This is a genomic window from Cobetia sp. MM1IDA2H-1 (assembly GCF_002916775.2).
Taxonomy (GTDB): Bacteria; Pseudomonadota; Gammaproteobacteria; order Pseudomonadales; family Halomonadaceae; genus Cobetia; species Cobetia marina.
This window is the reverse complement of sequence record NZ_CM133225.1, coordinates 3868822-3887462: the sequence shown is the minus strand read 5'-3', so window position 1 is coordinate 3887462 and position 18641 is coordinate 3868822. Positions and strand designations below refer to the sequence as shown.

General features: G+C 64.3%; 18 protein-coding genes, 3 tRNA genes and 1 pseudogene. 6 read left to right on the top strand and 16 right to left on the bottom strand.

The features are described 5' to 3' along the window. The first annotated feature begins 75 nt into the window (after window positions 1-75). Both BOH68_RS16295 and BOH68_RS16290 read left to right on the top strand, forming a co-directional pair. Window positions 76-561 carry a tetratricopeptide repeat protein gene (locus BOH68_RS16295; protein WP_077373534.1) on the top strand — a complete coding sequence of 162 codons (486 nt, stop codon included), beginning with the start codon at window positions 76-78 and terminating at the stop codon, window positions 559-561. Between the two features lie 198 nt (window positions 562-759). After that, window positions 760-1260, top strand: a complete 501-nt coding sequence (locus BOH68_RS16290; RefSeq protein ID WP_077373537.1) for a 3'-5' exonuclease — start codon at window positions 760-762, stop codon at window positions 1258-1260. Between the two features lie 94 nt (window positions 1261-1354). On the opposite strand, the gene BOH68_RS16285 is transcribed toward BOH68_RS16290, so the two are convergent. Continuing rightward, the gene (locus BOH68_RS16285; protein WP_077373540.1) at window positions 1355-2323 is read right to left on the bottom strand and encodes an NAD(P)H-quinone oxidoreductase; all 969 of its coding nucleotides are present in this window, start codon (window positions 2321-2323) and stop codon (window positions 1355-1357) included. A gap of 186 nt (window positions 2324-2509) precedes the next feature. Between BOH68_RS16285 and BOH68_RS16280 the strand changes: the two genes are divergently transcribed. Continuing rightward, window positions 2510-4276, top strand: coding sequence for a GNAT family N-acyltransferase (locus BOH68_RS16280; protein ID WP_077373543.1), 1767 nt, complete (start codon window positions 2510-2512; stop codon window positions 4274-4276). Window positions 4277-4292: 16 nt separating this feature from the next. On the opposite strand, the gene BOH68_RS16275 is transcribed toward BOH68_RS16280, so the two are convergent. Then, the gene (locus tag BOH68_RS16275) at window positions 4293-4847 is read right to left on the bottom strand and encodes an LOG family protein (RefSeq protein WP_077373546.1); all 555 of its coding nucleotides are present in this window, start codon (window positions 4845-4847) and stop codon (window positions 4293-4295) included. A gap of 300 nt (window positions 4848-5147) precedes the next feature. Here BOH68_RS16275 and BOH68_RS16270 point away from each other — a divergent pair, with 300 nt between their 5' ends. Next, complete coding sequence (locus tag BOH68_RS16270; protein WP_077373548.1) at window positions 5148-6488, top strand: sodium-dependent transporter; 1341 nt, start codon at window positions 5148-5150, stop codon at window positions 6486-6488. Window positions 6489-6608: 120 nt separating this feature from the next. On the opposite strand, the gene BOH68_RS16265 is transcribed toward BOH68_RS16270, so the two are convergent. From BOH68_RS16265 to BOH68_RS16225, 9 genes and pseudogenes are all read right to left on the bottom strand, one after another. After that, window positions 6609-7136, bottom strand: a complete 528-nt coding sequence (locus tag BOH68_RS16265) for a DUF501 domain-containing protein (RefSeq protein WP_077373551.1) — start codon at window positions 7134-7136, stop codon at window positions 6609-6611. Then, a complete protein-coding gene (locus BOH68_RS16260) occupies window positions 7114-7443 on the bottom strand; it encodes a hypothetical protein (protein WP_077373554.1) in 330 nt (109 codons plus the stop codon). The genes BOH68_RS16265 and BOH68_RS16260 overlap by 23 nt, the downstream gene beginning before the upstream one ends. A 57-nt stretch (window positions 7444-7500) precedes the next feature. Continuing rightward, on the bottom strand, window positions 7501-7980 hold the full coding sequence (locus BOH68_RS16255) for an aminoacyl-tRNA deacylase (RefSeq protein WP_077373557.1): 480 nt from the start codon (window positions 7978-7980) through the stop codon (window positions 7501-7503). A 95-nt stretch (window positions 7981-8075) separates the two neighbouring features. Further along, a pseudogene (locus BOH68_RS16250) lies at window positions 8076-8465 on the bottom strand (acyl-CoA thioesterase); the annotation flags it as partial. A gap of 48 nt (window positions 8466-8513) precedes the next feature. Then, window positions 8514-9335, bottom strand: a complete 822-nt coding sequence (locus tag BOH68_RS16245) for a hypothetical protein (RefSeq protein WP_077373563.1) — start codon at window positions 9333-9335, stop codon at window positions 8514-8516. Next, window positions 9335-10354 carry a zinc-binding dehydrogenase gene (locus BOH68_RS16240; RefSeq protein ID WP_219815764.1) on the bottom strand — a complete coding sequence of 340 codons (1020 nt, stop codon included), beginning with the start codon at window positions 10352-10354 and terminating at the stop codon, window positions 9335-9337. The genes BOH68_RS16245 and BOH68_RS16240 overlap by 1 nt, the downstream gene beginning before the upstream one ends. Window positions 10355-10570: 216 nt before the next feature. After that, complete coding sequence (locus tag BOH68_RS16235; RefSeq protein WP_077373566.1) at window positions 10571-12112, bottom strand: alanine/glycine:cation symporter family protein; 1542 nt, start codon at window positions 12110-12112, stop codon at window positions 10571-10573. Between the two features lie 67 nt (window positions 12113-12179). Further along, window positions 12180-12617, bottom strand: a complete 438-nt coding sequence (locus tag BOH68_RS16230) for a universal stress protein (protein WP_077373569.1) — start codon at window positions 12615-12617, stop codon at window positions 12180-12182. Between the two features lie 399 nt (window positions 12618-13016). Continuing rightward, complete coding sequence (locus BOH68_RS16225) at window positions 13017-13442, bottom strand: hypothetical protein (protein ID WP_077373572.1); 426 nt, start codon at window positions 13440-13442, stop codon at window positions 13017-13019. A 121-nt stretch (window positions 13443-13563) separates the two neighbouring features. On the opposite strand from BOH68_RS16225, the gene BOH68_RS16220 reads away from it, so the two are divergent. Continuing rightward, complete coding sequence (locus BOH68_RS16220) at window positions 13564-14727, top strand: MalY/PatB family protein (protein ID WP_077373575.1); 1164 nt, start codon at window positions 13564-13566, stop codon at window positions 14725-14727. A 517-nt stretch (window positions 14728-15244) separates the two neighbouring features. Here BOH68_RS16220 and BOH68_RS16215 read toward each other — a convergent pair. From BOH68_RS16215 to BOH68_RS16195, 5 genes are all read right to left on the bottom strand, one after another. Then, window positions 15245-16210, bottom strand: coding sequence for a tetratricopeptide repeat protein (locus BOH68_RS16215; protein ID WP_308457324.1), 966 nt, complete (start codon window positions 16208-16210; stop codon window positions 15245-15247). A 120-nt stretch (window positions 16211-16330) separates the two neighbouring features. After that, window positions 16331-16810 (bottom strand): EVE domain-containing protein, encoded by a 480-nt coding sequence (locus BOH68_RS16210; RefSeq protein ID WP_077373581.1) that lies wholly within the window; start codon window positions 16808-16810, stop codon window positions 16331-16333. 158 nt (window positions 16811-16968) lie between these two features. Further along, window positions 16969-17045: transfer RNA gene (locus BOH68_RS16205), tRNA-Met, on the bottom strand. Between the two features lie 43 nt (window positions 17046-17088). Continuing rightward, window positions 17089-17165, bottom strand: a tRNA-Met gene (locus tag BOH68_RS16200). A gap of 42 nt (window positions 17166-17207) precedes the next feature. After that, window positions 17208-17284 (bottom strand) — tRNA-Met (locus BOH68_RS16195). A 369-nt stretch (window positions 17285-17653) separates the two neighbouring features. Here BOH68_RS16195 and phbB point away from each other — a divergent pair. Further along, window positions 17654-18400 carry an acetoacetyl-CoA reductase gene (phbB, locus tag BOH68_RS16190; protein ID WP_077373584.1) on the top strand — a complete coding sequence of 249 codons (747 nt, stop codon included), beginning with the start codon at window positions 17654-17656 and terminating at the stop codon, window positions 18398-18400. Window positions 18401-18641: the final 241 nt, after the last annotated feature.

Sequence of the window (18641 nt, the reverse complement as noted above, 5' to 3'; positions counted from 1 at the left end):
GGAGAACAGCGTCGCAGGCTCAGGAAAGGGCCAGATACGGCGTCATCCCTCTTATCTGTTTCAAGGTTACTCGTCATGCCGCAGGCCTCAACCCTGATGACCGGACTGAAATACCGCCTGGCGGAGCGTCTGTTCCACGCCTCCTGGCTTTCCGGCTCTCAGCAGAAGCATCGTCTGACCATGCGTCTGTTCAATCACTGCGCCAAGGCCGGTCATACCGGTGCGCTGTCATTGTACGGCCACATGCTGTTCCAGCGCGGCAGTTCGGCGCAGGAAAAGGCCAAGGGTGCCCGTTTCGTCGTCAAGGCGGCACAGGCGGGTGACATCCATGCCCAGTACCAGGCAGGGTGCATCTACGAGCATGGCTGCGCGCAATACCAGAGTGACCCGGCCAAGGCCGTGACCTGGTATGCACGTGCGGCAGAGCGTCATCATGCGCTTGCCGCGCAGCGCCTGGCACGTGCCTATCGTGAAGGCTCGCTGGGGCTGGCGGTCTGCCCGCACAAGGCGGAGCACTGGGAAGCGCATGCACGCAGCGGTGACGAAGCCGCCCTCCACTGAGCCAATCCGACGGCTGCTGCCGTCGTCGATCGCCTCCTCTGACAGCGCCCTCCTCGTGAGGGCGCTGTCGTCTCCGTCTCTTCTGATGCCAACCGGATGAGCAGGACTCGCCAAACGGGGGGCAATTCCCGTAACCTGAAGACATTCAACCCCTTCTTGCCTGGTCCTTGGCTGCCTGAGATACCGTGGGAGACGCGTGTGACGCTGCCTATTCTGCTCGATATTGAAGCCTCCGGCTTTGGCCGCGGCAGCTACCCGATCGAGATCGGTCTGGCGCGTACCGATGGCAGCAGCTGTGCCTTCCTCATCCAGCCGCTGGAAGAGTGGGTGCACTGGGACCCCAAGGCTGAGCTGTTGCATGGCATTTCACGCGCCCGATTGGCACGTGAAGGCCGCCCGGTGCGGGAAGTGGCGCAGTGGATCAATGATGAGCTGAGCGAGACACGCATCGCGTACAGCGACAGCTGGGGCTACGACAATACCTGGTTGTCGTTGCTGTTCCATCATGCCGGCATGCTGCCGCACTTCCGGCTGGAAGCGCTGCGCCGGCTGCTGGATGAGGAGCAGCTGAATCGCTGGGCCGAGCTCAAGGAAGCCGTGATCGCCGAAGGCGGCATCCAGCGCCATCGCGCTGGAGATGATGCCCGTCTGCTGCAACTGACCTGGCAGAAGGCCCAGGCCATCGAGCGCAACGACTGAGCGTTCAGCCCGGCGAAAGATGACTGGCATGAAAGCCCCTGCAGAAGGCAGCCCATCGGGCTGCCTTCTTGCGTTCTGCCAGTCGACGACGGACTCAGGCCCCGCTTACCGCCAGCAGCACCTTGCCGGTGCTGGCGTTGTCCTGCACATAGGCATGTGCAGCCTCGGCGTCCTGGATCGGCCAGCTCTTGTCGATATGCGGACGTATCTCGCCTCGCGCCAGGCGTGGCCAGACGTGGACATAGAGTGCATCCAGCACCATGCCCTTGCCCTTGGGCGAGCGGGAACGCAGGGTCGAGCCGATCAACCGCTGGCGCTTCATCAGCATGCGCCCCAGATCCAGCTCGTCCATGCGTCCGCCCATCAGGCCGATCAATACCATGCGGCCATCCTGATTCAGGACCTGCTGATTGCCTGACAGGTAGCCGCCGCCGACCGGGTCGAGAATCATGTCAGCGCCGCCCCATTCGTTCACGGCATCGACGAAACTGCCATCGTGGCGATTCCAGCCGGCATCGGCCCCCAGCCGCAGGCAGGTGTCCAGCTTCTCCTGACTGCCGACGGTCACGAAGCAGGGATGGCCGAACAGGCCGCACAGCTGGATGGCAGTGGTGCCGATACCGCTGGCCCCGGCGTGCAGCAGGACGCGTTCCTTGTGCTTGAGGTTGCCCTCGATGAACAGGTTCAGCCAGGCGGTGGCGAACATCTCCGGCAGGGCGGCCGCCTCACGCAGGCCGTAGCCCTCCGGCACCGGCAGTACCTGCAGGGCATTGACCACCACCTCTTCGGCATAGCCTCCGCCTGCCAGCAGGGCGCAGACCGGGTCCCCCACCTGGAAGCGTTCCACGTGTCTGCCCACCTCGAGGATGGTGCCGCTGACCTCGAGACCGAGAATCTCGCTTTCCCCGGCCGGGGGCGGATACTGCCCGGCGCGCTGCATCAGATCCGCGCGATTGACGCCGGCCCAGGCCACCTGGATACGCACCTCGTCCGAGGCGATACCTGAAGGGGCCTCGGTTTCCTGCCAGACCAGCGCCTCGTTCTCGACGGCTATCGCATACATTCGCTATCTCCTTGGCTTGGCAATCGTGGCTGCCTTGCTGTGATCGCTCCGTCCTCAGACGGATGTCTGTCATCTCACTGTACGGGGACTGTGACGCACCTGTCATGAAGTGGCGCGATTCTGACGTGATATCAAGCCTCTGTTTCAGACTGCGAGTGACGCACCGCGTTGCGCAAAGGAGTGAGCATGATCGATACCGCCCGTGTCATCGCCGCCAAGTATCCCGCCTTTGCCAGGCGCCACCCTCTGATTCGTCGCCCGGCGCTGGCGCTGCTGCGGCGTCTGGTTCACGAGAGCGAGATCAATGCCTTCCTCGCCGAGCATGCCGGTCTGCGCGGTTTTGACTTCATCGACCGTGTGCTCGATCACTTCTCCTTCGCCTACTCCGTCTCCTCGCGGGAGCGCGAGAACATCCCTGCCTACGGGCGAGTGGTGATCGTCGCCAACCACCCGCTGGGCTCGCTGGATGGGCTCGCGTTGCTCAAGCTGGTCGGGGAGGTGCGGCGTGACGTGAAGATCGTCGCCAACGACATCCTGATGAAGGTCGAGCCGCTGGCGCCCTTGCTGCTGCCGCTGGACAACCTCAGTCGCCGTGGGTATCGCAGAAGCAGCACCCAGATCTGCGAGGCACTGATGAATGAAGAGGCCGTGATCATCTTCCCGGCCGGAGAGGTCTCGCGTGCAGGACCGACCGGGCCGCGTGACGGCAAGTGGCTGTCGGGTTTCCTGCATTTCGCGCGCAAGACCAACGCGCCGGTACTGCCGATTCACGTCAGTGGTCGCAACTCGACGCTCTTCTATACCCTGTCATCGATCAACCGTGGCCTCGGCACGCCGCTGCTGGCCCATGAGATGTTTCGCCAGCGCGAACGTCAGCTCAAGCTGCGCATCGGGGAACTGATTCCGCTGGCGCGTCTCGACAGTGATGCCCTGAGCACCAATGCCAAGACACGCCTGCTGCGCAAGCATCTCTATCGCATCGGACGCGGCAAGCGCGGGCTGTTCGTGACCGAGAAGGCCATCGGGCATCCGGAGGAGCGCCAGGCGCTGCGTGAGGAACTGACGTCGTGTGAGCTGCTGGGTGAGACCCGCGACGGCAAGAAGATCTACCTGTTCGATGCCTTTCCCGGTTCCAGCGTGATGCGCGAGATCGGTCGGCTGCGCGAATTGAGCTTCCGCCGTGTCGGCGAAGGGACGGGAGAGCGTCGTGACATCGACCGTTACGACGCGCATTACCGTCATCTGGTGCTGTGGGATGACGCCGATCTCGAGATCGCCGGGGCCTATCGCATCGGTGAGGTGGGCAAGATCATGGCGGCGCATGGCGAGAAGGGGCTCTACAGTCCGACCCTGTTCCGCTTCACGCCGGAGATGTTCGCGCATATGCAGGAGGGCCTGGAGCTGGGGCGCAGCTTCGTGCAGCCACGCTATTGGGGGCGCCGCAGTCTCGATTACCTGTGGCAGGGGCTGGGTGCCTATCTGCGCCGTCACCCCGAGATTCGCTGGCTGTTCGGCCCGGTTACGCTCTCCAACAGCTACCCGGAGGCTGCTCGGGCGTTGATCGTCAGCTATTACCGCCACTACTACGGGGATGAGGAGGGGCTGGCCCGTGCACGGGCACCGGTCGCGCAGAGTGCGCCGGGCAGTGCCGCCCATGAGGCAGAGCGTCTGTTCGATGGTCAGGATGCCGAGGGTGATTTCCGTCGCCTGCGCGCCCAGCTGGACGCGATGGGCGTGACGGTGCCGACCCTCTACAAGCAGTACGCCGAGGTCACCGAGCCCGGCGGCACTCGCTTCCTCGACTTCAGCGTCGATGCCGATTTCGGCTACTGCATCGATGGGCTGGTGATGGTCGATATCCGACGCATCACCGCCAGCAAGCGCAGCCGCTATCTCGGGGAGCCGGCCTGTCGCGATCAGGCCGGTGCACGACACCCCGTCACGGAGGCCTGACCCATGCAGCTTGCCGTCAGGCCTGCTCGCCTGACGAGGGGGCCAGGCGGTCCAGCAGGGGAGTGATCTCGCGTTCGCTGATCAGGCGGGCGCGAGTATCCGCGTCGAGGAAGCCCGCCTCGACGGTGCGATCCAGAAATTCCAGCAGCGGCGCGTAGAAGCCGTCACTGTCGAGGACGGCGATCGGCTTGGCGTGAAAGCGCAGGTATTGCCAGGTCCAGGTCTCGAACAGCTCCTCCAGCGTGCCGATCCCGCCCGGCAGGGTCACGAAACCATCCGCCAGCGCGGCCATCTGGGCCTTGCGCTCATGCATGTCCGCCACTTCGATCAGCCGAGTCAGCCCGGTGTGTGCCTTCTCGTTGCGCACCAGCGCCTGCGGGATCACGCCGACCACCTCACCGCCTGCGGCCAGCGCGGCATCTGCCAATGCGCCCATCAGTCCGGCTCGTGCTCCTCCATAGACCAGTCCCCAGCCACGTTCGGCGATCGCGGTCCCCAGTGCCTCGGCCTGCTGGCGGTGATGCGGGGAGGCCCCCTCGCGGGAACCCAGATAGACACAGATGCGATGCATGTTGCTCTCCTGAAGGTGTGTTGTGGCACGCAAGGTCGAGTGCCACGCCAGAATGTCGTGGTCTCCATCCTACCCGAGTTGTGCGGCGGGGCCATGACGCCTTGGCGCAACCTTGCCTTGCAGAGTGAGAGAGCATGCTCGGCGTGGTACCTGCATTCACGGGCCTGCTCTGCTACCCTTGCCGCCCCCGCAGGCGACGGCTGGCGGGCGCTGACGCCCATGAGCCTTTTCATCGGGGTGCACTCCAACATGACGCGACGTCCTGACGGCGGGCGCGGGACAACAAGGCAGGAGAGACAGATGGCGCAGGTGCGCGGACGCTTCGCCAGTCGGCTGGGCTTCTTGATGGCCGCCGCTGGTTCGGCAGTAGGGCTTGGCAACGTCTGGGGCTTCCCGTCCCAGACCGCCAACAACGGAGGCGGGGCCTTCGTGGTGATGTATCTGGTGCTGGCCTTCCTGCTGGCGTGGCCGGCCTTGATGGCCGAGCTGGTCATCGGGCGGCATGGTCAGGCCAATATCGTCACTAGCATGAGTCTGGGGCGCGGCATCACCAAGCGCTTCGGCGCGCTGGCGGGCTGGGCGGGCATGCTGACCGCCAGCCTGATCCTGGCCTTCTACGCCATCGTCGCGGGCTGGTTGCTGGGCTATACCGCCGCGCCGGTCAGTGCGGCGCTGGGCATGTCGTCCGCCGCCAGCTGGCTGACCACCTTCGACTTCACGCGCAATGTCTCGCTGACGGCGGTCTTCCTCGCCCTGACCATGGCGATCGTGGTCGGTGGCGTGCGCGGCGGGATCGAGAAATGGTCCACACGTCTGATGCCGCTGCTGCTGGCCCTGCTGGTGGGGTTGATCGGCTACGTGCTGACCCTGCCGGGCGCCGATGAAGGCCTGAGTGTCTATCTGACCCCGCAGTGGGATCGCATCTTCGATGCTGACCTGATGCTGAGCGCGATGGGCCAGGCATTCTTCTCGCTGTCGCTCGGCGTGGGGGCGATGCTGATCTACGGCTCCTATCTGGGGCCGGAGCAGAACCTGCCGCGTCTCGGCGTGCTGGTGACGCTGATCGACGTCGGCATCGCCTTCCTGGCCGGCCTGCTGGTGATTCCGGCCATGTATGCCGCGCGTCATCTGGGCGTCGAGATCTTCGATGCCGACGGCCTGCTCAAGAGCTCCGACACGCTGCTGTTCGATACGTTGCCGGCGCTGTTCGGTCAGATGGGTGGCGCGGGAGACGTCTTGATGGTGGCGTTCTTCGCGCTGATGAGCGTGGCGGGCATCACCTCCTCCATCTCGATGCTGGAAGTGCCGGTATCCTTCGTGGTCGAGCGTGGCTGGCTGGGACGGCGTGCCGCCACCCTGGCCGTCGGGGCCGCCATCATGGCCATCAGTCTGACCATCGCCGCCAACTTCGGGGCGCTGTTCGGTCTGGTGATCATGTTGACCACCCAGTACAGCCAGCCACTGGTCGCGCTGGTGATGTGTCTGCTGGTCGGCTGGGCAATGTCGCGCCATGCGCTGCTCAAGGAGATCCAGAGCGGGGCGCCGGACATCGAGTCCAGCCTGTTCTGGAAGATCTGGCCGTGGTACGTGCGCCTGATCTGCCCGCTGTGCATCGCCTTGGTGTTCGCGCACTCGCTGTAAGCCGAAACGCCCCCTGCACGACGCAAGAAGCCCGCCAATTGGCGGGCTTCTTCGTCTTGTGCCTCCAGGCTGACGGCCTCTGCTCGAGGGACTGAGTATCGGCTAGATCGCAGGCAGGGCTCAGGGCAGCTCGGACAGCACGTCGTAGTTGGCATCGACCCAGTGCCCGATGGCATTGCCCTCGGCATAGGCGAGGTGCTGGGCGTACTGGGTGTGCAGGCAGCGCACCTGATTCCAGTCGCGGATGCCGCCGACGCCACGCTCACGCATCAGCTCAGCGAAGCCCTGGGACTCGATGGCGCTGCGCTCGGCCTCGCTCATGAAGCTCCAGCGCTCGGCGACATAGGCTTCATGACTGGCACGATAGCGCGCCAGCAGTTCCTCGTCGGTCTTGAGGCTCTCTTCCAGCTCCTTGATCACGCCTTCGGCCTCGATGCGTGACAGCGAGATCTTGAGGCGCTCGTCGCACAGCCAGTAGAGGGTCGGGAAGGGCTTGCCATCCACCAGCGAATGCATGCGCAGCACCAGCGGGGTGCCCTCGCCATCGGTGGCGGCCACGGCCTGGATGCCGCGAGGCTTGCGCCCGAGCTGGCGCTCGATGATCTCGAGCTCACGCGCGTCGGGACTATGATTGGTCAGGATCACCATGCTTGCAGTCAGGCTCCAGCACACACTTGTTGGACCGGGAGACGGCCCGGAAGAACGCCTGGTTGAGCTGCTGGGGGCTCGGCACATAGCCATGCCACTCGCGCTCGCAGTAGTCACTGCCGCGCGCCATCAGCTCCGGGGCCAGACGATTGAACCAGCCATCATAATCGTAGGGGTCAAGGCCCGGCAAGCTGATGTGCGGGTAGTCGGCGAAGCGCTCGCCGAACCACTGCTCCAGCGAGGCCTCGACCTGCGCATGCAGCTCGGTCATGTCCGGATAGATCCACTTGCTGTAGCGAATGCCCATCGGGCCTCCTCGCTGGCGTGGCGGCAGGTAGCGACAGGGTGACAGGTAGCGAGAGCCTCAGTCCTCACGCGCCAGCGGCGCGAACTGCCCATTGCCCAGTTCACACAGTAGCGCGGGAGCGAGACCGATCTCCAGTCCTCGGCGTCCACCGCTGATGAACATCTCCTCCACCCCCTCGGCGCTGTCGTCCACCCACAGCGGCAGCCGCTTCTTCTGACCCAGTGGACTGATGCCGCCGACCACATAGCCGGTGGCGCGCTCGGCGGCCTCGTGGGGGGCCAGGGCTGCCTTGCGGGCATGGCAGGCACGCGCCAGTGCCTTGAGGTTCAGCGTGCCGGTGACGGGCACCACGGCGACCACCAGCGGCTGGCGGGCACTGCTGCCTTCCAGCTGACAGACGAGTGTCTTGAAGACCCGTGCCGGCTCAAGCCCCAGCGCCTGGGCAGCCTCTTCGCCATACGCAGGCGCCCGAGGGTCATGGGCATATTCCAGGGTACGGTGAGGCTTGCCCTTGAGCAGCTTGAGCGCGGGTGTCATGCCGGTACGCTCCCGGCGGGCGCCGTGCTGTGCGTGCCGAGCGCGCGGGCTTTCTCGCGCAGGGCAGGGAGATCCAGCTCGGCGCTGTCAGTGTGTTCGTGCAGGTGGGAGAGCAGGGTCGTGCGCAGCTCGCCTTCGATGCGCTGCGATTGCTTGGCGTGATGATCGAACTGCACCAGCACGCAGTGGCCACGCGCCCCGCAGATACCGCGCTGCCAGGCTTCCTGGGTCACGGTGAAGGAGCTGCCGCCAAGCCGCGACAGCCAGGTGCGAATCTCGACATCCTGGCCGTATTGCAGCTCGGCGAGAAAGTCGACCTCGATGCGCGCCATGATCAGCGGCCATTTGCGCGGGTCGAGATCCGGCACGAAGACGCGGAACAGGTCATTGCGCGCCCACTCGAACCAGGCCGGCAGGCGCGTGTTGTTGATATGTCCGAGGGCATCGGTATCGAAGAAGGCCGGCTCCAGCGTCTTGAAGTACATGTCATCGCTCCTGTGCGTCCTTGCGGGCTTTTCAGCCTATCAGGAAGCTCAGACGCTGGCTGTACGCCGTGTGGCTAGTCGTCGTTGCAGCGGCGTGAACACGCCCAGCCATGCCGTCGCGATCACGAACCCCAGCAGGGTGCCCGCCCCGACCCCCATGCTCGGGTAGCTGAGCGAGACCACCAGTGAATAGCACAGCAGCGAACCAAGGCCCGCCGGGTAGTGCTTGATCACGGTGGCGACAGCGGCCGGCCCCTGAGTCAGATGCAGAATGATCAACAGCGGATACATGGTGACAGGGAAGGCCGCCACCAGCCCGGCCCAGGACGGTGGCAACAGATGGGCCAGCGCGGTGATGCCGAACACGATGCCGGCCGCGAGGCCCGCACGCGCCAGCAGCGAAGGCCACGAGAACGGGGCCTTGCGACTGCGGGTTTCCGGTACGTCGCGGTACAGGCGCATGCACAGCATGATGGCGATCAGCGTCACGATCACGCCGCTGACGCGGGTGAACTCGAACTGCGCCAGGATCACGCTGGCCGCCAGCCAGCCCAGCAGGCCACCCAGAGTACCGTTGATGACGCCGCGCAGCCCCTCTGCACGCCCGCATAGCCAGTAGCCGACCCCCAGGGCGAGGGTCGAGGAGAATCCGGCCAGCGTGTAGATGGCACTCTCACCGGCGAATTCGGGGGAAATCTCGACCCCGATGAAGCCCAGCGTGATGGCCGTGCCGAGCGGATAGCCGGACAGCAGCCCGGCCATGCGCGTCGAGAGACGCTCCGCGATCAACGACAGGCCGATCACCACCGCGACCGAAATCAGCAGCTTGAGCAGCTGCAGGCCAAGCTCGCCATGCAGTACCGCTGTCATCAAGTGGCGTCCCAGAACTGGCGGCGCAGCAGGGAGATCTTGCCCAGTGCCTTGCCGGAGGCCTGATGTCGGTGTGCCTCGGCGACTTCACGGAAGTCGAACTGGCGCTCGTCCAGGCGCACCTTGAACTCGCCTTCCTCGACCAGTTCCACCAGCTTGCCCAGTGCCTGACGCTGCTGCTCGTGACCGATGCCGGCGCTGAGCGGCAGCAGGATCGACAGCACTTCCAGGCTGCGACTACCGGCATGCAGCGGCGAGAGATCTGCCGTGGTGCGCGCATTGATGGTCACGATGCGCCCGCCCAGCCTGCTGGCGGCGAAGCTGGCGGCCAGGTTGTCACCCCCGACGCAATCGAAGACCAGATCAAAGCCCTGGCCAGCCGTCAGGCGCTCCACGTAGTCGGCCACCGCTTCCTCGCGGTAGCGAATGACGTGGTCCGCGCCACAGGCACGTGCCAGCTGCGCCTTGTCATCCGTGGAGACGGTCGTGGCGACTTCCGCACCGATGCAACGGGCGATCTGCAGTGCGACATGACCGACACCGCCGGCGCCGCCGTGAATCAGTACGCGTTGCCCCGCCTCCAGCTGGCCACGTTCCACCAGCGCCTGCCAGGCGGTGATGAACACTGCAGGCAATGCCGCGGCTTCCATGAAGCTCAGGCGGCGCGGCTTGCGGGTGATCAGACGCTCATCGGCGATCATGTAATCCGCCAGCGCCCCGGGGTGAGACGCGACACCCCCGGCAAATCCGAGCACTTCATCGCCCGGTGAGAAGGTCAGCACATCGTCTCCGACGGCATCGACGATGCCGGCGACATCACCATGCAGGATGCAGGGTTCGGGGGGGAGAAGGGCGACCTGCCCGCTGGCCAGCTTGAGATCGAGCGGGTTGACGCTGGAAGCGGCGACGCGAATGCGCACCTGTCCGGGGCCGGGTTCCGGCAGTGGGCATTGCGTGCATTCGAAGTTGGCATCCGGGCCGGGGTTGCGCAGCACCATGGCGTGCATGGAAGCGAGCATGAGACGTCCTCGTTGAAACGAATTCCGGCCAGTTCGGCCAGTGAGCGCCACACCCTACCCATTGCGCTGCGCCGCGGCAATGCGACTTGGGTGGTTTCCGCCGTCCTGGTGACGGAATTGCATGATCGACAACGAAAAAGCCCCTGCCGAAGGGCAGAGGCTTTGGGTCATGCGGCGGGTGACGACTGAGTCAGACCCGCCTGAGAGGGAGAGGTGTCACGCGTTCTGGCGCTTGGTCTCCTTGTCGATCGGGGCGATCTCGCCGGACTTCAGCTTGGCGAGGTACTGGCTCAGCTCGCGCTTCACGACCGGCATCAGGTAGTAGAGACCGATGATGTTGGCGATGGACATGGCGAAGATCATGGCGTCGGAGAAGTCGATGACCGGACCGAGGCTCATGGAGGAGCCGATGACCACGAAGGCGAGGAAGATCAGCTTGTAGACGATCTCGGCACCCTTGCTCTCACCGAACAGGTAGGTCCAGGCTTTCAGGCCGTAGTAGGACCAGGACAGCATGGTGGAGAAGGCGAACATCAGCACCGCCAGCGCCAGCACATACGGGAACCACGGGAAGGCGGTCTCGAAGGCGTAGGACGTCAGCTGGACGCCGCCGAGGCCTTCGACCTGATAGGCGCCGGTGATGACGATGACCAGTGCGGTCATGGTGCAGATGACGACGGTATCGATGAACGGTTCGAGCAGCGCGACGATGCCTTCGGTGGCCGGCTGGGAAGTCTTCACGGCAGAGTGGGCGATGGCGGCGGAGCCGATACCGGCTTCATTGGAAAAGGCGGCGCGCTTGAAGCCCTGGATCAGTACGCCGACGATACCGCCGCCGACCGCGACCGGTGCGAAGGCACCTTCGATGATGGCGCCGAAGGCCGCCGGAATCGCGCTGAAGTTGAAGCCCAGAATGATGAGAGCCGCGATCACGTAGATGACCGCCATCATCGGCACCAGCTTCTCGGTGACGCGAGCGATGGACTTGATGCCGCCGATGATGACCATGCCGACGATGGCGGCCATCACGAGACCGAACAGCCAGCCGTAGCCGATCAGGAAGCTGGCATCACCGCCGGTGACGTTGACGGCCTGCTGATAGGACTGGTTGGCTTGGAACATGTTGCCGCCGCCGATGGAGCCGCCGATGGCGCAGATGGCGAAGAAGATCGCCAGGATCTTGCCAAGCCCGGCCTTGCCATTCTCCGCGAAGCCCTTGGACAGGTAGTACATCGGGCCGCCGGAGATGGAGCCATCGGCATTGACGTTGCGGTACTTCACGCCAAGGGTACATTCGCAGAACTTGGAGGCCATGCCGAGCAGACCGGCCAGAATCATCCAGAAGGTCGCGCCCGGCCCCCCCAGCGAGACGGCGACCGCGACACCGGCGATGTTGCCCAGCCCGACCGTGCCGGAAAGCGCGGTGGCCAGTGCCTGGAAGTGGGACACCTCGCCTTCATCCTTCGGGTCGGTGTAGTCGCCCTTGACCAGACGCACGGCATGCCCGAACAGACGGAACTGCACGAAGCCGAAATAGAGCGTGAAGACGACGGCAGCGATGATCAGCCAGCCGACGATCAGCGGGAACTGGGTGCCTGCCACCGGCACGGAATAGAAGATGGTGGAGACGATCGGATTGACGATCGGCCCGACGATGTCACTGATGGCCTGATCCATGCCTTCGGCACGGGCAGAGCCTGCGGCCATGAGCGCTGCCATGGCAGCAGCCCAGGGGGCAAGGGAGCGGAATCGACTCATGAGAAGGGACCTCGGGAGCATGTTGTCATTGTTGTGGGATCAGTCTGCGGACGCCTGGCGTCATCCATCAGGGCACGACGGTGACGGGGACCGAGGCTTCCTGGATCAGATGCGCGGTCACGCTGCCGAAGATACGAGAGCGCATGCTCTCCCCCTTGCGACCGACGATGATCTGCTCGGCATTCACTTCCCGCGCCAGCAGGCTCAGGATCTCGGCGGCGTCACCGTGACGAACGCGGCCTTCCACCTGATACCCCTCCTTCTCGAGCTCCGTGATGGCAGGCGCGAGAACGCGCTCGCGTGCCAGCTTGATCTCGCTTTCACGGCGACTCGCACGCTGGGCGTTCTCTTCCGGCGTGTTGAAGCTGTAGGGCGACCATTCGACGACATAGCAGAGAATGATGCGGGTTTCGGGGCCGACCAGCGTCGCGACGCGCTTGGCGTGTGCGATGGCACTGTCGCCGCCCGGCGTTCCATCCAGTCCGACAATCAGGGAGGTGGTCATTGAGAGCTCTCCAGAAGCTTGCCGGTCACTGTGTCTCGGCGACTCGGCCAGCGGATTCTTGTTGAATTACCGTTCTTGGACGGTTGAAAGCACCTTACTCCTCGGCAGGTGCAGAAATCCCTGCGTTTATCATGCTTCATGAAACGGTGATTAAACGTAAAAGGGCGGCAGGAGGCGCCTGGGGAAGGAGTCAGGCAGACACGCAGGAGGAGGCATGTGGAGGAGAGTCATGCCCGCAGAGACGAGCCGTACCAGTCAGGCTGGCAACGAGGTTCGCCTGGAGTGCCCCACCACGCTTGTGGCCGGGTGGTGGGCGCCAGAGGTGGGGCGGGGGAAGGTGTCGTTGTCGTAGCGGGGAAGGGCATGCGCCCATGTGTCAAGGGACGACCGGGACAAGTGCTAGATCAGGCGCTGGTGGGTCAGATCCTTCCAGGCGCTTTCCATGGGCCAGGCCAGCGGCTTTCTGAGGTGGTCGGGCAGTGCCATGAGTGCGGCATCCGGACTTTCGTGCTCACGCATGCGTATCCAGCAGTACGCCCAGGCGCAGGCCTCGTCCTCATCCTGCGGCAGCGGGCGCACCGGCATCTGCATCAGCAGAAACAGGGCGGCCTTGGGAGCCCACAGTGGGGCGCCGCCATCATGGGCCCAGCGTTCCAGCTGCTCGCCTTCCGGATTGCTCTCAGGTTGCCCCAGCTTCGCCACGCGGGCCGTATCGGCCAGCAATACCGCCAGGCGCTGGCTGTCGCCTCTTCCATGGGTCAGCCAGGCACGCAACAGGCCGGGGAGACCGCGTTGTGCTTGCGGGTAAAAGGTGTCTTCGGACATGCACAAAGCCTTATGCTGTAGTCATTCCACGGGGTTGTCCGCCTGTTGCCGGCGGTTCGAGCGGCAGGTGGTGCCTCATGTCTTCATGGCTCGCATGGGCCAGCACCGGGAGAGATTCTACATGGAGCACGATTTCATCACCCCCATTGACCGCAGTCAGTATCCCTCCCAGAAGTGGGAGCGCTACGGCGCGGATGTCCTGCCGCTGTGGATCGCCGACATGGACTTCAGCGCGCCGCCGGCCGTGACGCGTGCACTGGCGGAGCGGGTTGCTCACCCGATCTACGGCTATGCCAAGCCCTCTCAGGGGCTCGATGACAGTCTGCGCGACTGGAGCCGTGAGCACTATGGCTGGGAGATACCGGGTGAGGCCATCGTCTGGCTGCCCGGCGTGGTGCCGGCACTGCATCTCGCCAGCCTGGCATTGACGTCAGAAGGGGCGGGGGTCGTGACGACCACGCCGATCTACCCGCCCTTCCTGCAGGTTGCGCAGAAGACGGGGCGTATCGCGCAGATGGCGCCATTGGCGGAGCCTGCCGAGCCAGGTGGCCTGTGGCAGCTGGACCTCGAGGCACTGGAAGCCGCGATCACTCCCGAGACGGAACTGCTGCTGTGGTGCCATCCACACAATCCTACCGGCCGTGTCTGGCGCGAGGAAGAGCTCGAGGCGCTGGCAGCACTGGTGGAGCGTCATGATCTGCTGGTGGTGTCCGACGAGCTGCATGCCGACCTGGTGGTGGACCCCGCATCGCGGCATATCCCGCTGGCCAGCCTCAATCCGCGCCTGGCGGCGCGCTGCGTGACACTGTGGGCGCCTTCCAAGACCTTCAACACGGCGGGGCTGACCTTTGCCTGTGCGGTGATCACCGATCCGGACCTGCGTCAGCGCTTCGTCGCCGCGACCCGTGGCCTGATGCCGGATACCAATGTATTGGGCATGGTGGCGACGGAAGCGGCGTGGCGTGAGGGAGAGCCGTGGCGTCAGGAGCTGCTGGAGGTGCTGCGCGGCAATCTTGATCTGCTCGAAGCGCATGTGGCCGGCTGGGAGCGCGTTCGCATGACGCGCCCCCAGGCGACCTATCTGGCCTGGCTGGACATGCGTGAGGCCGGCCTGGGCGATTCGCCTCAGCAGACATTGCTGGAGGAGTGCGGTGTCGCGCTTTCCGATGGGGCCGACTTCGGCTGGCCGGGGTTCGTGCGCCTGAACTACGCCACTACACGTCAGCAGCTTGAGCAGGCATTGCAGCGTCTCGATGAACGCCTGAAAGGTGCGCTGCAGGGGTAGTCAGATGTCTGATCTGGATCAAGCGCCGATGAGATGCTGGCAGGAAGTGGCGAGCGAAACCTTGAATTGAGAATCATTATCGATAACTCTGAGGGCAGGCCGTTCATCGTGAGCGGGCATCCTCAGGAGGGATGATGATGAGACATGAGCTGGCAGAGACATCTCGTTGGGCGCGAGCCGATGTTGAGTCGTCCGGCGTGATGGCATGTCGAGAATGGTGTTGCAGGGGCGGGAGTCTCCGGTTGGCCAGGGCGAAGGAGGCGGGGGCCATCACGCCCGCGCTGGAAGAGCTCCCGCCTGGTTGTCCGCTCAGCGCCCGCGAAGCGCGTGCGAGGCCATCACTGCTGAAAGGGTGGACGCGTCGGGGCGGCTGAATCCAGGGCTCATCCGCATCCTTTCCCACCCTGCTGCACGCACACGCTTCACGACATTCATCCACTACCTGCGACAAGGGGCCCCGAGGACAACTCACGTCCTCGGGGCCCCTTGTCGTGGGAAGGTGGTTGCCGTCTGCGACTCAGTACATCAGGGCGAACAGCTGGCGGCGGAAGCGCACGGTCAGCTCATGGGTCGCGCCGAGGGCATCGAACACGCGCAGCAGCGTCTTGCGGGCCAGATCATCCCCGTATTGGCGGTCGGTCTTCATCAGGCCGATCAGGGCATCGAGCGCCAGCTCGTAGTGGCCATCGGCAAGATCACGCATGGCGCGCTGGTAGCGGGCCTCGCTGTCATCCCGCTCGATCATGGCCTGGACCTCTTCCGGGCTCGGCGCCTCGGCGATGAAATCGATGCGTGCACGCACACCACGCGCCTTCGGGCCATCGCGGTCTTCCGGCTTGAGGGAGTCCAGCAGCTGGCGGGCCTCTTCGCCGTTGCCTTCGGCGACCAGGACCGAGGCGAGCTGGATGCGGTAGTCCGGTGTCTCGGGGGATTCCTGCGCCAGCTGCTGGTAAATCGCCTTGGCGGTGGCCAGGTCGCCGGTTTCCAGTGCGCTGGCGGCCTGCTCGGCGAGGCTGGGGCCGGCACCGGCAGCAGGCATCACCTTGTGCTGCTCGAGGAACTGGCGAATCTCGGCTTCCGGGCGGGCGCCGGTGAAGTTGCCTGCCAGGCCGCCCTGGATGACCAGCTTGACGTCGGGTACCGAGCGCACTCCCAGCTGGGCAGCGATGTCCTGCTGTTCCTCGGCGTTCAGCTTGGCGAGGATGAAGCCACCGGCATACTCACGGGCCAGCATCTCGAGAATCGGCGTCAGGACGCGACAATGCTCGCTCTGGGGAGACCAGCAGTCCAACAGCACCGGTACCTGCTGCGAGGCCTCGAGGACCTGCTGCAGATTGCTCATGTCGACATCGATGATGTAGGTGTTGGCGTCTTCTGCCTGGCGGGGGGCGCTGGCAGCAGCTCCGCCTACCACGCCCTGCGGTTGGGCGGCGGTGGTGTCATTGCCGGTCAGTGGCTGGCCGGTATTGGGATCGATGATCATGATGCATGCCCCGGAAGTGTCTGCGATTCAAGGCTCGCACGCGAGCCGGCTGGCCTGATGATGCGGGCCGCGGCGGGCGAGTTCAAGATGTGCAGGGGTCATCTGGTGCGGGCGGGGGTCTCAAGGCTTGAGGTCGTCCCCGGCCAGGCGGGCGATGCACTGGATCTCGTCCTCGCTCAATGGCATGACGGAAAGGCGGGCACGGCGGACCAGGTGACTGTCGGCCAGCTCGGGCTTCGCCTTCAGGCGCGCGATGGGAAGTGCACTGCGCAGCGAACGCAGATAGCGCAGGCGCGGAGCGACCCAGCGCGGCGCCTTGCCGGCCTCGAGGTCCGCCATCTGGCGAGGGTCGAAGCCCTTGTGCTCGGGGTCGCTGGCTGTCGGGTCCGGCAGGGCGAGCTCGCTGACCACGGCCAGCCCGACCACTGCAGGTACCTTGCAGCTGGAGTGCTGGATGAGCACGACATCCCCGAGCTGCATCTCGCGCAGGGAGTTGCGCGCCTGATAGTTGCGCACGCCATCCCAGAGTGCCGGCGACTCGCGGCGCAGGTCTTCCAGCGAGAAGGCGTCGGGTTCGGTCTTGACCAGCCAGTGGCGCATGCAGGCACTCCTTCGAGACTGACGTGATGAGTGTGAAGGTGATGGGTGTGGAGAATGGGAGGAATGAGGTCCGGGCGCTGGCCTCGTCGATATCCTCGCACAGGAATGTCACGCATACGAAAAAGGCCTGATGCAGGGCATCAGGCCTTTCGAATTCTTGGTAGCGGGGACCGGATTTGAACCGATGACCTTCGGGTTATGAGCCCGACGAGCTACCAGACTGCTCCACCCCGCAACACTGGGTACTGCCTTTGCTCCAACTCTGACGCATCAGAGGTTGGTAGCGGGAACCGGATTTGAACCGATGACCTTCGGGTTATGAGCCCGACGAGCTACCAGACTGCTCCATCCCGCAACATCACGTTGTTTCCCAAGTGCCGAAACTGCTGGCGCTTGCTGGTAGCGGGGACCGGATTTGAACCGATGACCTTCGGGTTATGAGCCCGACGAGCTACCAGACTGCTCCACCCCGCATCAACGTGGGGCGTAGTATAAGGATATACAGTGCTGAGTCAACCGTTATCCCGTAATCAGCCGGAAGACTTTCCTGAGGCGGCCAGGCGATGGGGGGGAGCGAGGGTGATGGAATTGACCTCAATCAATGTGAGAGATCTGCTACATACTTTCCGTGGGAATCCTGTCCATACTGAGAGTGACACGCCTCGCGCAGGGCGGTGACAGTCTTCACCGAGCGCACGGTTGTCGCCATGCTGTCAGAGACGCCTGTCAGTGTTTGTCGTTACCGGAAGATCGCCAGCCAGTCGATGAGCGATCAACGGCGAAATGCCATGCTGTGCTCTCTTGCGGGCACAGGACGTTCCAGGAACAGGGAGAGACAATAACATGACGCAAACAGCACCCGTTGCATGGGTCACCGGTGGCACCGGTGGCATCGGTTCCGCCATCTGTCGTGAGCTGGCGAGCCAGGGGTACCAGGTGATTGCCGGTTACAGGAACAAGGAAAAGGCAGAAGGCTGGTTGCAGGAACAGCGTGCTGCCGGGTTCGAGAACATCGCGCTTTCCGGTATCGAGCTGGACAACTTCGAAGCCTGTCAGGCAGGCGTCAATGAAATTCGCGAGCGCTTCGGGCCGGTGGCCGTGCTCGTCAACTGCGCAGGGATCACGCGTGATACCTCCATGCGCAAGATGAGCTACGAGCAGTGGCGCGAAGTCATCAACTGCAACCTCGATAGCGTCTTCAATACCTGCCGTGCCGTCATCAATGACATGCTGGAGCACAAGTACGGCCGCATCGTGAACATTTCCTCCATCAACGGCCGCAAGGGCCAGTTCGGTCAGGTGAACTACTCGGCCGCCAAGGCGGGCATGCATGGTCTGACCATGGCGCTGGCACAGGAAACCGCGACCAAGGGCATCACCGTCAATACATTGTCGCCGGGCTATATCGCCACCGACATGATCATGAAGATTCCGGAAGAGATTCGTGAATCCATCCGCGAGACGATTCCGGTCAAGCGTTATGGTCAGCCGGACGAGATCGCTCGCGCGGTGGCATTCCTCGCGGACGAGAAATCCGGTTTCATCACCGGTGCCAATCTGGACATCAATGGTGGCCAGTTCATGGGCTGATGTCCGTTCGTGCTCATGCGCCCCGGCGTCTCGCGACGTACCCGCAGGGTGGCAGAACCCGGCAGGGCGGAAGAGGCCATCAAGCGTACAAGAGGCCGCAGAGCGCACTCACAGGAACCAGGATCAGACAGGAGAGGGGCAAGCGCACTTTTCCTGTCGTGAACACCACGAAGCCCCCGTCTCGAGGAGAGACGGGGGCTTCGTCGTCGTAGGGTGTCGGTCAGCTGACTGTCTATGCCGA